Source organism: Streptomyces sp. SAS_281 (assembly GCF_052542855.1).
This window is the reverse complement of record NZ_JBMNDO010000024.1, coordinates 15226-28828: the sequence shown is the minus strand read 5'-3', so window position 1 is coordinate 28828 and position 13603 is coordinate 15226. Positions and strand designations below refer to the sequence as shown.

Sequence of the window (13603 nt, the reverse complement as noted above, 5' to 3'; positions counted from 1 at the left end):
TAGAGCCGTTCGCGCGGAACTCTCGAACGAATCGATGATTCCGTCCAAGTCGCTTGCTGGTTACTCGTGTTGGCGCCTTCCCGCAGTCCCCGAAAGGTTCCGGACATATGGCCGGCGCGTGCTTGACGTCACCGCTGGGCTGCACCACTGTGGGTGGCCGCGACCGAAGATCACCATTCCGTTCGAGCCCCCGGGCTCGCGTACCGCTGGAGAACCGATGGCAGGCCCGGTGCTGGCAATCGACCAGGGCACATCGGGAACGAAAGCGCTGGTGATCTGTCCCGAGCGCGGCGTCATCGGTTCCGGTTCCGCCCCCGTGCGGCCCCGGTACGGTCCCGGCGGAGCCGTCGAGACGGACCCGGCCGAATTACTCGCATCGGTCGTCACGGCCGGCCGGCGGGCCCTGGCCGAATCGGGCGGATCCGTCGATGCCGTCGGGCTCGCCAACCAGGGCGAGACGGTCCTGGCGTGGGACCCGGACACCGGGCGTCCGCTCACCGAGGCGATCGTCTGGCAGGACCGCCGCGCCGCGGACGTCTGCGCGGAACTCGCGCCCCGCGGCGAAGAGCTGCACCACCTCACCGGACTCCCTCTCGACCCCTACTTCGCCGCCCCGAAGATGGCCTGGCTCCGCCGCGAACGGACCCGCGAGGGCGTCGTCACCACCAGCGACGCCTGGCTCGTCCACCGGCTCACCGGCGCCTTCGTCACGGACGCCGCCACCGCCGGACGCACCCAGCTCCTCGACCTGGACCGCGTCGCCTGGTCACCGCGGGCGCTCGACGCCTACGGCCTCGGCGACGAGCGGCTGCCGGCCGTGACCGACGCCGCGGGAACCTTCGGTACGACGGGGGCGTTCGGCGGCGACATCCCGCTCACCGGCCTCCTGGTCGACCAGCAGGCTGCGCTGCTGGCCCAGAGCGCCCTGGACCCGTCGGTCGCCAAGTGCACCTACGGGACCGGCGCGTTCCTCCTCGCCGGGACCGGCCCCGCCCCGCGCCGCAGCACCGGCGGGCTGGTCAGCTGCGTGGCCTGGCGGCTCGGCGGGCACACCAGCTACTGCCTGGACGGCCAGGTGTACACGGCGGCCTCCGCGGTGCGCTGGCTCACGGACCTCGGGGTGATCGCCGGCGCCGCAGACCTCGACCCCGTCGGCGCCACCGTCCCCGACACCGGCGGCGTCACCTTCGTCCCCGCGCTCGCCGGGCTCGCCGCCCCCTGGTGGCGGAGCGACCTGCGCGGCTCGGTCACCGGGCTCGGCCTGGACACCTCGGCCGGGCACCTGGTGCGCGCCCTGTGCGAAGGGATCGCCGCCCAGGTGGCCGAGCTGGCCGCCGCGGTCACCGCCGACCGGGGCACCCCGCTGTCCGTCCTGCGCGTCGACGGCGGCCTCACCCGCTCCGCCCTCCTCATGCAGACCCAGGCCGACCTGCTGCAACGCCCGGTCGAGGTGTCCGCACTCCCCGACGTCACCGCGCTCGGCATCGGGGCCGTGGCCCGCATGGGCGCCGACCCCGCGCTCCCGCTCGCCCGGGCCGTCCCCGACTGGAAACCGGCCGCCGTCTACGCACCGCGCATCGGCCCGGACGAGGCGGCCGAACGCCTCGACGCGTTCCGGACCGCCGTACACCGGCTGCTGGAGAGACCGTGAGAGACCCTGCGCCCGCTGCTTCGCCGTGCGTGAGCACCCCGTGGTAGCTCCGGCCACGCCCACCGTCACCCGCGCCGGGCACCCACTCCCCGACGGCCCGCCCTACGACGTCACGGTCATCGGCGCCGGAGTCGTCGGCACCGCCATCGCCCGCGAACTGTCCCACCGCCCCCTGCGCACCGCCCTCGTCGAGGCCACCGACGACATCGCCAACGGCACCTCCAAGGCCAACACCGCGATCCTGCACACCGGTTTCGACGCGGTCCCCGGCACCCTGGAAGCCCGCCTCGTCCGCGAGGGGCACCACCTGCTCTCCGCGTACGCCGGCCGCACGGGCATCCCCGTCGAACGCGTCGGCGCCCTCCTCGTCGCCTGGGACCGGGAACAACTCGACGCCCTGCCCGGCCTGCTGGCCAAGGCCGGGCGCAACGGGTACCGCGCGGCCCGGCTGCTGGACGCCCGGGAGACCGCCGCCCGCGAACCGCACCTCGGACCCGGCGCGCTCGGCGCCCTGGAGGTCCCCGACGAAGCCGTCATCTGCCCCTGGACCACCCCGCTCGCCTACGCCACCGAAGCGGTCCGGGCCGGGGTCCACCTCCACCTGGACTGCCCCGTCCAGGACATCGCGTACGCCGGCGGGCTCCACACCCTCACCACCGGCCGGGGCACCCTACGCACCCGCCTGCTGATCAACGCCGCCGGACTGCACGCCGACGCGATCGACCGGCTGCTGGGCCTCGGCACCTTCACCGTGCGCCCGCGCCGGGGCCAGCTCATCGTCTTCGACAAGCTCGCCCGCGACCTGGTCCGCCACATCCTGCTGCCCGTCCCCACCGCCGTCGGCAAGGGCGTCCTGGTCGCGCCGACCGTCTTCGGCAACGTCCTGCTCGGCCCCACCGCCGAGGACCTGGACGACAAGCGGGCCACCGGGTCCACCGCCGAAGGGCTCGCCCTGCTGCGCGAGAAGGGACGCCGCGTCCTGCCCCGGCTGCTCGACGAAGAGGTCACCGCCGTCTACGCGGGACTGCGGGCCGCCACCGGCCAGGAGGACTACCGCATCACGGCCCACCCGGACCGCGCCCTGGTCACCGTCGGCGGCATCCGCTCCACCGGACTCACCGCCTCCCTGGCCATCGCCGGACACGTGGTCTCCCTCCTCCCCGAAGCCGGACTCGACCCGGGAGAGCCCGCCGAACCGGCGCCCCTCACCATGCCCGCTCTCGGTGAAGGGGCCCTCCGCCCCTACCTGGACGCCGAGTCCATCGCGCGCGACCCCGCGTACGGCACGATCGTCTGCCACTGCGAACGCGTCACCGAGGGTGAGATCCGCGACGCCCTCGCCTCGGTGCTGCCGCCGCGCTCGGCCGACGGCCTCGCCCGCAGGACCCGGGCCGGCAACGGACGCTGCCAGGGCTTCCACTGCGGCGCCGCGCTCCGCGCCCGCGTCGAGGGGACCCGCTCATGACCCGCCGCGAACGCCACGTCGACGTCCTGGTCGTCGGCGCCGGACCGGCCGGCCTCGCCGCGGCTGCCGGTCTCGCCGCCGCCGGGGTGCGGCGCGTGGAGGTCCTGGAACGCGACCAGGCGCTGGGCGGCATCCCCAGGCACTGCGCCCACGGCGGATTCGGTACGCGCGCGAGCGGCGATCTCACCGGCCCCGCGTACGCCCTGCGCCGCGCGGCCGAGGCGCGCGCGTCCGGCGCCACGCTCCGCACCGGCATCACGGTCACCGGCTGGGCCGGGCCCCGCACGCTCGACGCCACCGGCCCCGGCGGCCTGGAGCGTGTCACCGCCCGGGCCGTCGTCCTCGCCACCGGCGCCCGGGAACGCCCCCGCGCCGCCCGGCTCGTCCCCGGCACCCGCCCTGCCGGCGTCTACACCACGGGCGAACTCCAGCAGGCCGTCCACCTCCACCACCAGCCCGTCGGCACCCGCGCCGTGGTCGTCGGCGACGAGCCGGTGAGCCTCGCGGCGGCCGACACCCTGCGCACCGCCGGAGTCCACCTCGTCGCCCGCGTCACGGAGCACCCGCCCCGCCCCCTCGCGGGCGTCCGGGCGACGGGCGGCGCGCCCCTGCTCACCCGCACCACCGTGACCGCCCTGACCGGCCGGCCCCGCCTCACCGGCGTGCGCGTGCGCCACGCGGACGGCCGGACCGCCACCCTGGCCTGCGACACCGTGGTCTTCACGGCCGACTGGATCCCGGACCACGAACTCGCCCGGCGCGGCGGCCTCCCGATGGACCCCGGTACGCGCGGACCCGCGCACGACCCCGCCCACCGCACCGGACAGCCGGGGGTCTTCGCCGTCGGGAACCTCCTGCACGGCGGGGAGAGCGCGGCCACCGCCGCCCGCGAGGGCCGGGCCGTCACCGGGCCCGTGCTGGCCCACCTCGCCACCGGGACCTGGCCGGCGAGCGGGCCGCCCCTCGCCGTCGCCGCACCGCTGGAATGGATCGCCCCCAACCTCGCCGGACCCGGCGGGCGCCGGCTCCTGGCGCGGACCGGCGGGCGGCTGACCGTGCCGCTGCTCGTCGTCAGCCAGGACGGGGCACTGCTGCACCGCGAACGACTGGTGCGATCCGTCGCGCCGGGCCGCTCCTTCTCCCTCGCCGCCGACTGGCTCGGACGCGTCGACCCGCAGGGCGGCACGGTGCGCCTCCGGCTCGGCTGAGCGGGAGCCGGCCGCTCAGGGAATCAGCAGCCAGTCCGCGCCGATCGCGGCGACCAGCCCGACGGCAAGCAGCCAACTGCCCAGCCGCGTACGCCCGTTCCGGCTCAGCTCGATCACGATCCCGCAGAGGATCAGCGCCAGCCCGTACACCCCGACCACCAGGACGGAGGCGCGGCTCGCGAGGCGCAGCCCGAGCACCACCGCCATCGCCGCCATCCCGAGCGAGGAGAGCACGACGCGCAGCCGTCTCGCCTGCCGCGGGGTCAGCCGGCGCCCGTCGGTGCCCCCGCCCTCCGCGAGACCCTCCGCGCGACCGTCCGCGAGGTCGTCCGTGACGTCCTCGGCCGGCTCGTCCTCGGCGGCGGTCTCGGCGGTGTCCTCGGATATCGGGGCGTCCGCGGCTCGGTCCTGGTCAGAAGTGCTCATGACGCGGGATCGTAATGGTTCCACCCCGGCCCGTTCGCCGTTGTCAACCAACACCGTCGAAACCAGGCCGACTTGTGCCTCACGGTTGGTCCGCCCGCAGCCTCGGTGCCTCCTCCGCCGCGTCCACCGGCCCCGTGCCCGTGCGTTCCACCCGCACCGCCAGCTCGCGCGCCCAGCCGGTGAGCTCCCCGAGCCCCATCCCGTGCGCCTCACCGGCCCCGTACGCCTCCAGCGCCGCCGCCCCGCGCCGCAGCAGCCGCGCGCCGCCCGTCGCGTTGCCCCGGGCGGCATGGGTCAGGCCCACGGCCAGCTGGGCGAGCCCGCGCCACAACTCCCGTTCCGCGTCCGGACCCGCCTTCCACGCGTCCTCGAAGACCTCGTGCGCGTGGAACGGCATCCCCGCGTCCAGCAGCCGCTGCGCCTCTCGGACGGTCTCACCGGCGGTGCGTTCGACGCCCTCCGGCTGGCGTTCCACCCCCGGTGTCCCGTACGGCAGCGGGCGTCCCAGCCCGTCACGGGGGCGCGCGTTCTGCGCCCGTCCCTCGGAGTCCCGGTCCCTGCGTGTCTTGTTCACGCCCCGATTGTGCCCCGCACCTGCGGCTAACTGTCCGAACCACTGTCCGTGGAACCCTGCGCGCGACTAGGCTCGACCACCATGGTCATCACTTTGGGGGAGGGTAGGCATGAAGCCGTCCCGGCCGCTTTATGAGCGCGAACCGGAACTCGCCACTGCCGCACAAGCCATCGACGCGCTGTGCGGGGCACAGGCCACCGGCGGGCTGCTGATCTACAGCGGCGAGGCAGGCATCGGCAAGACCGCGCTCCTGGAGGAGATCCAGGCCATGGCGGCGGACCGGTGCACCATCTGGTCGGCACGCGGCGGTGAGACGGTCACCTCGGTACCGTTCCACGTCGTACGCCAGTTGCTCCAGCCGGCCCTGGGCCAGTTCCCGCCCGACGACGTACGGGCCCTGTTCGGCCCCTGGTTCGACAGCGCCGCCCCGGCCCTGGGCCTGGCCGAGCCCTCCGGCCCGCAGCCCGATCCGCAGGGTGTGCGCGACGGCCTCGACTACGTCGTGAAGCGGCTCGCGTCCCGGCTCAGCCACCGCCCGCTGCTCCTCGTCATCGACGACGCCCACTGGGCGGACGGCGAATCCCTCGCCTGGCTCTCCTCGTTCACCGCCCGACTCGGCGACCTGCGCGTGCTGGTCGTCCAGGCCCACCGGCCCGAGGAACTGGCCGCCCGCGAGGCCGCGCGCAACGCGGCCGACGGCCACCCCGCGCAGATCCGGGTCGCCCTGCGCGCCCTCACCCCGGACGCCACCGCGGAACTGGTCCGCGCCACCCTGGGCGAGCACGCCGACGACCCGTTCTGCCGCGAGGTCTGGGCGGTCACCGGCGGCAACCCGTACGAGGCGGTCGAGCTCGTCGCCAAGGTCCAGGACAAGGAGCTGGCCCCGCTGGAGGAGTCCGCCGGGCTCCTGCGTGAGCTCGGGGCATCCGCCCGGGGCAGCGGCCTCGTCGCCCGCCTCGAACGGCTCGGCACCAACGCGAACCGGTTCGCCTGGGCGGCCGCCGTCCTCGGCACCGACATCTCCCAGGACCTCGCCGCGACCCTGGCGGGGATGAGCTCCGCCGAGGCCGCGGACTGCACCGCCCGGCTGCGCGAGGCCCGTATCGTCAGCGGCTTCGACCCGCTGGAGTTCGTGCACCCGCTGATCGCCTCCGCCATCTACCGCTCGATCCCGCCGGCCACCCGCACCGCCATGCACGGACGGGCCGCCTGGGCGATCACCGACGCCGGTCTCGGCCCCGCCGCGGCCTCCCGCCACCTGCTGGAGGTCCACCCGGACGACGACCAGGAACTCGTCGCGCAACTGCGGGCCGCCGCCAAGCAGCACCTCGCCGTCGGCGCCCCCGAGGCCGCCCGGCGCTGCCTGGAGCGCGCGCTCGAAGAGCCGCCGCGCCACGATGTACGCGCCACCCTGCTGTACGAGCTGGGCTGCGCGACGCTGCTCAGCTCCCCGGCCACCACCGTGCAGCACCTGCGGGCCGCCCTGGACATGCCCGGCCTCGTGGACGAGCTGCGGGTGGACGCCACGTTCCGGCTCGCCGCCGCGCTGTCCCACAACAACCAGCTCAAGGAGGCGGCCCTGGCCCTGGCCGCCGAGGCCGAGCGCACGGCACCCGGGCCCGGCCTGATGCGGCTCCAGGCCGCCCACTTCCTCTGGGAGGGCATGCAGGCCACCGAGGAGGACGGCCCCGGCCGCTCGCGCCGGCTCGCCGCCAACGCCGACCACCTCACCGGCCGGGACAACGCCGAACGCGCCCTGCTCACCCTCCGCGCCTTCGACGCCATGCTGCGTGGCGAGAACGCCGAGATCATCGTCGACTTCTGCGAGCGCGCCCTGGTGGACGGCCACCCCGCACGCGGACTCGGCTGGACCGATTCCGAGTGGGGCTTCGAGCTCCCCGCCATGGTCGGGATCACCTACGCCTTCACGGACCGGCTCGACCGCGCCGAGGAGCTGTTCGGCGAGGCGGTCCGGGCCTTCGAGATCTCCGGCTGGAGCGGTGCCCACCTGGCCTTCGCGCACACGCTGCTCGGCCTGGTCCACCGCCGCCGGGGCCGCCTTGCCGAGGCGGAGGGCTTCCTGCGCGAGGGACTGCGCCTCGCGGACCGCGTCGGCAGCGGGCTCCCCGTCCACTGGGACGCGGCCTGCCTGCTCATCGACACCCTGCTCGCCCGGGGCAAGGTCCCCGAGGCCCGCAAGATCGCCGACCAGTACGACTTCGGCCTGCCGTACCCGAGCGCCATGGTGCTGCCGGACGCCCCCTGCGTCCGGGGCCGCCTGCTGCTGGCCGAAGGCCGTACGAAGGAAGCGGTGACCGAGCTGGAGGCGGCCGGGCGCTCACTGGAGCCGCGCGGCAGGTTCAACGGCATCTGGGGCCCCTGGGCCGGCGACCTGGCCCGCGCCCTCGCCGACGAGGACCCGGGCCGCGCCGCCCAGCTGGCCAATTCCGCCCGGGTCCACGCGGAGCGGTTCGGCACGGAGACCGCCATCGGCGAGGCCCTGCGCTGCGTGGCCCTCTTCGCACGCCCGGAGGAGTCCGTACACCTCCTCGGCGAGGCGGTCCGCCACCTGGAGGCGTCGCCCTCCGGCTACGAGTTCGCCCAGGCGCTCGTCGACTACGGCATCGCCATCCGCTCGCCCCGCGAACTGGCCCGCGGCCACAAACTGGCCACCGCCTGCGGTGCGGAAGGACTGGCCGCCCGCGCCCAGCAGGCACGCGCGTCGATCCGGTCCACCGAGTGAGGTAATGTTTTCCCTGCAGCCGCCACCCGGCCGGACCGGGTGAGGGGCAGCGGGACGTGGCGCAGCTTGGTAGCGCACTTGACTGGGGGTCAAGGGGTCGCAGGTTCAAATCCTGTCGTCCCGACTGGAGACAGTCGCAGGTCAGGGCCGGTTTCGGAGAGATCCGAAACCGGCCCTTGATCATTTTCGGGGACCAGTTGGGGGCCTGCGGAGGACGTGGTCCGGGACCCCGGCCTCGGTGAACCAGGTCGGCGCGCTGTGCGAGCGGGAGGCCAGAAGATGGATGAGGTGGAGCCGGCGGAACGTGCCGGTTCTGCCGGGGCGTGTCGTGATCTGGTCCTGCGCCCAGCGCAAGCGGGGTCGGTCGGGCAGGGCGTCGGGGGCCTGGTACTCGCCGTCGTCCGTTGGCTGCTGGGCGCCCTTCGTGTTTCGGGGCTTCAGGGTTCCGTACCGGTGGGCGTCGCGGGCGGCGGGCAGGGCCGTTCCGTACCGCTCGCCGTCGCGGGGCTGCTCGATGAAGTGGAAGTCCGCCCGGTCGTGGAGGTGCGCGATCGGTTCGTCCTTCGTCTGCCGGCCGCGGGCGGCGAAGTACCGCATGCCGTGGTCTTCGGTGAAGTAGTGGCGGACCTGCCGTCCACCCTCGCCCTGCGAGGTGACGATCGCGATCTCGCGCACGCCCGCAGCCGGGCAGTCGGCGACCGCGTGGACGAGGACGGGTTGGCCGAGTACCGGCAGCATGCACGTGTTGACCGACTTGGCGACGGGGAAGAAGCCGGTTCCCATGCACGCGACGGAGATGACGGCGCGACTCACGCGGGCCCTTCGGGTGGGTGCGGGCTCTGCCCGTGGTCCTCCGGCAGGGCCCGGCGGGGCCGGATGGGCGCGACAGTCTACGCATACCGTGCACGGTTTCTGTGAACCCGCAGTCCACGGCGGTGACGCTCAACCGGCCGGTGCGGCCGCGATGGGATCGCGGGTGCGCCGCACCTTGCTGACGGAAAATCACGAGCCCTGTGGGGCGACGTTGCCGCAGTTGTGGTCGGCAGTCCGGCCGGCATGGCCGGCGAATCCGCTGCACGGCAAGCGCACCCGCAACTGCTGGAGTGTGGCTCAGCGCGTCACTTGACGCAATCGGACTGGAAGGCTTGTGCGTTGGGGCCTCGTCCTCGTCATCCGACCGGTGGCCGCTCCGACAACGCTCGGTGACCCGGTGGTAGCAGTCCGGGTGAATTCCTTTGCGCGTTGCGGGCTGCTTCTCGCTGACATGAGCATGCGTTTCTCGCCAACGGGGCGACGGCGTGGCGGGCTTGACAGAGTCTCATGATCGTCCGGTGATACGCTCGCGTGCACATGCCACGTGCGTTTTCGCCTTGGCTTGGCTACAGCCAGGGGGGCTCTCCGGGCGGTGACGTCTGCCCACAACGGAGGGTCCGCCTGGACAGATTCCGAGAGCTGGACCACAGCCCCTCAATAGAGAGTCAGATGACGAATTTTTGGCAGGATCCGACAGTCTGGGCGCTTGCCGTCGGCGTCGCTGTCGCCGCCACGGTAATTACTCGCCAGCGAAAAACGATCAAGGCGCTGCGTCGGCGACAGCTCGGCTTGCAGAATGAGCTGACCGCATGGCAGGGGAGTGCCGCCGCCCTCGAGTCCACCGTCACCGAGCTGCGCAGCGGCTACGACGAGGTGGTCCGCCAGGCCAAGGAAGAGGCGGAGGAGGCCACGAACACCGTACTGAAGTCGGCCATGCGGACCCTTCAAGGCCTCGCCGCGGAGCAGCAGCGGGTCATCTCCGGGCTGCAGCAGAAGTACGGCGACTCGGCCATGTTGCGGGATATGTTGGACATCGACCACATGAACTCGCAATTCAACCGGCGTGCGCAGTCCATTGCCGTGCTGTGCGGCGGGTGGCTCGGCCGGCAGCGGGAGGCTGCGTCGGTCTATGACGTGATCCGCGGAGCGCAGGGCCGTATTCGGCATTACCAGCGCATCGAGATCGCCTCACGGGTCGATTTCGCGGTGACAAGTCGTGCCGTCGAACCGATCGCGCTGACGGTGGCCGAGCTGCTCGACAACGCGACCAGCTATTCCGAGCCGTCCACCATGGTCGAGGTCGAGGTGCGGACGGTGCCCCGGGGCATCTGCATCGTGATCGACGACGCTGGTGTCGGTATGAGTGAGGAAGAACGGACCAACGCCACCGCTCTGCTGTCCAGCGGGTCGGCGGTGAGCGTTTCGGAGCTGGGCAACCCTCCCGCGTTCGGTTTCGCGGTGATCGGTGCCCTGTGTGCGCGGTTCGGGTTCACGGTCGCCATCGACAGCACCTCTCCCTACGGCGGCGTACGCGCAGTGGTGATGGTGCCGAAGGAGCTGTTGACCGAGATGCCCGAGCCCAGGACGCCCAGTACCACACAAGAAGTCAAAGCCGCTGCGACCGGCCGGGCTTCCGCTCCTGCGGTGACAGAGGGCGGGTTGCCGCGGCGACGGAACAAGCGCGGCATGGCGGTCGTGCCTGACGCCGGCCGCACGCCTGATGAAGCGCGGCCGGCCCTGTCAGCAGAGGCACGGGTGGCGGCCATGGGCGCGTTTCAGCGCGGCACTCTCAGCGGTCGAGGTGCGGGGGTACCGGCCGCCGAAGGTGACAGCACTGCCGATTCACACGAAGGATTCGATGCCCCGTGAGCGACCAACTGTCCTGGATGCTTGAGGACGCTCTGCAGATCCCGCATGCTCTCCACGCGGTCCTGATCTCCGCCGACGGCCTCCAGATGTCCCGTACCGCGGAGATCGACAGGGGCGATGCCGACAAGGTCGCTGCCGCCGTCTCCGGCCTGCAGTCGCTCAGTCGGGCCGTCAGCTTCTTCTGCGGTGAACACGGAGCGAACTGGCGCCAGACGCTCATCGAGTTCGACGGTGGCTGGGTGTTCCTGAACGCTGCGGGCGGCGGCAGCTACCTTGCCGTGGCGGCATCGGCCGAGGTCGACATGCAGGACATCACCTACCGGATGCAGCAGCTGGTCAGCCGGCTGGGCAAGGCGATGTCGACCGGCCTCCGCGGCGACACGGTCACCTCATGACGGAACCGGTCGGTCCCGAGACCGAGTTCGTGACCGAGGCCCAGGAATTAGTACGTCCCTACGTCATCACCCGGGGCCGTGACCTCCCCGATGAGGGTGAGTTCGCCCTCATCACACTCGTCACGAAGGCCAACGACGAGCAACAGCGCCCCCAGCGGCTCTCGCCCGAGGAGCAGCAGCTCCTCGAGATGTGCTCCAGCGGCTACCTCTCGGTCGCTGAGGTATCCGCGCACTCCCAGCTGCCGCTCGGGGTGGTCCGGGTGCTGCTCAGTTCCCTCGCCGAGGGCGGCTATCTCGTGACCCGGGCGCCGGTTCCCGCGGCCCGTCCCACCAACAAGGCCTTGCTCAAGGAGGTGCTCGATGGCCTCAAGGCTCTCACTGTCTGAGGACGCCTACGTGCCCAGCGGCGCACAACAGACTGCAGTGAAAATCCTGGTCGTCGGGCACTTCGCCGTCGGCAAGACCACCCTGATCGGTTCGCTCTCCGAGATCACGCCGTTGTCCACCGAGGAGCAGATGACGACGCTTTCGGAGCGCGTCGACGACCTCAAAGGGGTTCAGGGGAAGACCACCACCACCGTCGCCCTGGACTTCGGCCGGCTGACGCTGAGCGAACGCATCGTTCTGTACCTGTTCGGCTCCCCCGGACAGCAGCGGTTCGTGAGTCTGTGGGACGACACGGCCCGCGGAGCGCTGGGCGCCTTGGTCCTGGTGGACCCCGAGCGCCTGGCCGACTCCTTCGACGTCATGGATCTGGTCGAGAGCTACGGCCTCAATTTCGCCGTGGCCATCAATCATTTCGACGGCAGTACGGTCCACTCCCCGGAGGAAGTCCGGGAGGCACTCGACCTGCTGCCCGACACCCCCGTCGTCACCATCGACGCACGCGACGAGAAGTCGTCCGTCGACGCCCTGATCACCTTGGTCCGCTATCTGTACGAGCGCGCCGACCTGGAGCACGCATGACAACCCCCTCTGTACCTCCGCCCGGCTGCCCCGCACACGGCAGCGGGCAGCGCATACCCCTGGACAGCGCGGAGTTCGCCGCCAATCCGCACGCGTACTACCGTTACATGCGGGAGCTCGGCCCCACAGCTCCGGTCACCATCGCCCCCGGTGTCGAGGCCACGCTGGTGACCGACTACAACGCGGCTCTGGAACTGCTGCAGGATTCGACGACCTTTCGCAAGGACTCACGCCGCTGGCGAGCACTGGCTGAGGGCTGCATCCGCCCCGACAGCCCGGTCCTGCCGCTGCTGGGCTACCGGCCGAACGCGATGTTCACCGACGGCGCCGAGCACGTGCGGCTGCGGCAGGCCATCACCGACTCCTTCTCCCGCGTCAGCGACAAGCGGCTGAGCCGGATCGTCACCCAGGCAGCCCAGTTCCTCATCAACCAGTTCAGCGCCCGCGGCAGCGCCGACCTGCTCCGCGACTACGCCCAGCAGCTCCCGCTGTACGTGTTCAACGAGCTGTTCGGCTGCCCGGCAGAGATCGGTGACCGGGTGCTGTTCGGCATCTCGGGCATGTTCGACGGAGTCAACGCCGAGGCGGCCAGCCAGGTCCTGCTCGGAGCGGTCGGCGAACTGGTGGCGCTCAAGCGCTCCCGGCCCGGGGAGGACATCACGTCCTACCTGATGCAGCATCCGGCGCAGCTGAACGACGAGGAACTGGCCCACACGCTGGTGTTGCTCCTCGGCGCGGGCGGCGAGCCGGAGGGCAACCTCATCGGCAACGCCTTCTACACGATGCTGACCAACGAGGAGTTCGCGCGCCTGGGGCAGTTCGACAAGGCATTGGACGACACTCTGTGGCGCAATGCGCCGATGTCCAACTACGCGCCCCATTACCCGGTGGTCGACACCGACGTGGCCGGGGACAAGGTGCGCGCCGGTGACCTGGTGCTGGTGTCCTTCGGCGCCGCCAACACGGCACTCGCGGACCGCGGTGCCGACACCCGCGGCCACCTCGCCTGGAGCGCGGGCCCGCACGCCTGCCCGTCGAAGGATCCGGCCAGGCTGATCGCCCTGACGGGCCTGGAGACGCTGTTCAACGCCCTGCCCGACGTGGAACTGGCCGTCCCCGCGGAGAGCCTGGCCTGGCGGCCCGGTCCCTTCAACCGGGCCCTGGCCTCTCTGCCCGTGCGGTTCGACGCGGTCACCCCCCGCGCCGCGGCCGCACCGGAGCCGACATCCGTGCCCCGCCACCAGGCACCCCCTGCCGCGGCCTCACCCGCGCCCGCGGTGCCGCAGTCCAGCGGCAAAACGGGGCGCTGGAGCAGCTTCATGAAGTGGCTGACGAACCAGTAGCCCACACCCCCTGTGATGCATGTGACACAGGCAGTTGACGCGGACCGCATAAGAGATCAACTTCCTGGGTAGTACGGCGCGGAGTGTCTGGAGTGACACAAGATGAAGGAGAGACATTGGACCTCGCAAGCATCTCCGCGCCCCCATCCG

12 protein-coding genes and 1 tRNA gene are annotated in these 13603 nt (G+C 72.2%); 10 read left to right on the top strand and 3 right to left on the bottom strand.

The annotated features are described in order from the left end of the window. Positions 1-217: 217 nt before the first annotated feature. From ACN6LM_RS11835 to ACN6LM_RS11825, 3 genes are read left to right on the top strand one after another with little or no spacing between them, the layout of a single operon-like run. Entirely contained in the window at positions 218-1651 is a 1434-nt protein-coding gene (locus ACN6LM_RS11835) for an FGGY family carbohydrate kinase (RefSeq protein ID WP_445065283.1), read from the top strand. Positions 1652-1691: 40 nt separating this feature from the next. After that, on the top strand, positions 1692-3116 hold the full coding sequence (locus tag ACN6LM_RS11830) for an NAD(P)/FAD-dependent oxidoreductase (RefSeq protein WP_445065320.1): 1425 nt from the start codon (positions 1692-1694) through the stop codon (positions 3114-3116). Then, on the top strand, positions 3113-4324 hold the full coding sequence (locus tag ACN6LM_RS11825; protein WP_445065282.1) for an FAD-dependent oxidoreductase: 1212 nt from the start codon (positions 3113-3115) through the stop codon (positions 4322-4324). Before ACN6LM_RS11830 ends, ACN6LM_RS11825 begins: the two co-directional genes overlap by 4 nt. A 15-nt stretch (positions 4325-4339) precedes the next feature. Here ACN6LM_RS11825 and ACN6LM_RS11820 read toward each other — a convergent pair whose 3' ends face one another. Further along, a complete protein-coding gene (locus ACN6LM_RS11820) occupies positions 4340-4750 on the bottom strand; it encodes a hypothetical protein (protein WP_445065281.1) in 411 nt (136 codons plus the stop codon). A 79-nt stretch (positions 4751-4829) separates the two neighbouring features. After that, positions 4830-5324, bottom strand: a complete 495-nt coding sequence (locus ACN6LM_RS11815) for a DUF309 domain-containing protein (RefSeq protein ID WP_445065280.1) — start codon at positions 5322-5324, stop codon at positions 4830-4832. A 109-nt stretch (positions 5325-5433) separates the two neighbouring features. Between ACN6LM_RS11815 and ACN6LM_RS11810 the strand changes: the two genes are divergently transcribed. Further along, positions 5434-8067, top strand: a complete 2634-nt coding sequence (locus tag ACN6LM_RS11810; RefSeq protein ID WP_445065279.1) for an ATP-binding protein — start codon at positions 5434-5436, stop codon at positions 8065-8067. Between the two features lie 50 nt (positions 8068-8117). Beyond that, positions 8118-8191: transfer RNA gene (locus tag ACN6LM_RS11805), tRNA-Pro, on the top strand. Positions 8192-8247: 56 nt separating this feature from the next. On the opposite strand, the gene ACN6LM_RS11800 is transcribed toward ACN6LM_RS11805, so the two are convergent. Beyond that, positions 8248-8880 carry a hypothetical protein gene (locus ACN6LM_RS11800; RefSeq protein ID WP_445065278.1) on the bottom strand — a complete coding sequence of 211 codons (633 nt, stop codon included), beginning with the start codon at positions 8878-8880 and terminating at the stop codon, positions 8248-8250. 669 nt (positions 8881-9549) lie between these two features. Here ACN6LM_RS11800 and ACN6LM_RS11795 point away from each other — a divergent pair. The 5 genes from ACN6LM_RS11795 to ACN6LM_RS11775 are packed head-to-tail and all read left to right on the top strand — an operon-like array spanning position 9550 to position 13453. Next, entirely contained in the window at positions 9550-10749 is a 1200-nt protein-coding gene (locus ACN6LM_RS11795; RefSeq protein WP_445065277.1) for an ATP-binding protein, read from the top strand. Further along, positions 10746-11144 (top strand): roadblock/LC7 domain-containing protein, encoded by a 399-nt coding sequence (locus tag ACN6LM_RS11790; protein WP_445065276.1) that lies wholly within the window; start codon positions 10746-10748, stop codon positions 11142-11144. The genes ACN6LM_RS11795 and ACN6LM_RS11790 overlap by 4 nt, the downstream gene beginning before the upstream one ends. Continuing rightward, entirely contained in the window at positions 11141-11530 is a 390-nt protein-coding gene (locus ACN6LM_RS11785; protein WP_445065275.1) for a DUF742 domain-containing protein, read from the top strand. Before ACN6LM_RS11790 ends, ACN6LM_RS11785 begins: the two co-directional genes overlap by 4 nt. After that, positions 11505-12110, top strand: coding sequence for a GTP-binding protein (locus ACN6LM_RS11780; RefSeq protein WP_445065274.1), 606 nt, complete (start codon positions 11505-11507; stop codon positions 12108-12110). The genes ACN6LM_RS11785 and ACN6LM_RS11780 overlap by 26 nt, the downstream gene beginning before the upstream one ends. Beyond that, complete coding sequence (locus tag ACN6LM_RS11775; RefSeq protein WP_445065273.1) at positions 12107-13453, top strand: cytochrome P450; 1347 nt, start codon at positions 12107-12109, stop codon at positions 13451-13453. The genes ACN6LM_RS11780 and ACN6LM_RS11775 overlap by 4 nt, the downstream gene beginning before the upstream one ends. The last annotated feature ends 150 nt before the right edge of the window (positions 13454-13603 follow it).

Coding starts and splice junctions, on each gene's coding strand:
- ACN6LM_RS11835 (WP_445065283.1), top strand. CDS start 218: ATGGCAGGCCCGGTGCTGGCAATCGACCAGGGCACATCGGGAACGAAA.
- ACN6LM_RS11825 (WP_445065282.1), top strand. CDS start 3,113: ATGACCCGCCGCGAACGCCACGTCGACGTCCTGGTCGTCGGCGCCGGA.
- ACN6LM_RS11820 (WP_445065281.1), bottom strand. CDS start 4,750: ATGAGCACTTCTGACCAGGACCGAGCCGCGGACGCCCCGATATCCGAG.
- ACN6LM_RS11810 (WP_445065279.1), top strand. CDS start 5,434: ATGAAGCCGTCCCGGCCGCTTTATGAGCGCGAACCGGAACTCGCCACT.
- ACN6LM_RS11795 (WP_445065277.1), top strand. CDS start 9,550: ATGACGAATTTTTGGCAGGATCCGACAGTCTGGGCGCTTGCCGTCGGC.
- ACN6LM_RS11785 (WP_445065275.1), top strand. CDS start 11,141: ATGACGGAACCGGTCGGTCCCGAGACCGAGTTCGTGACCGAGGCCCAG.
- ACN6LM_RS11780 (WP_445065274.1), top strand. CDS start 11,505: ATGGCCTCAAGGCTCTCACTGTCTGAGGACGCCTACGTGCCCAGCGGC.
- ACN6LM_RS11775 (WP_445065273.1), top strand. CDS start 12,107: ATGACAACCCCCTCTGTACCTCCGCCCGGCTGCCCCGCACACGGCAGC.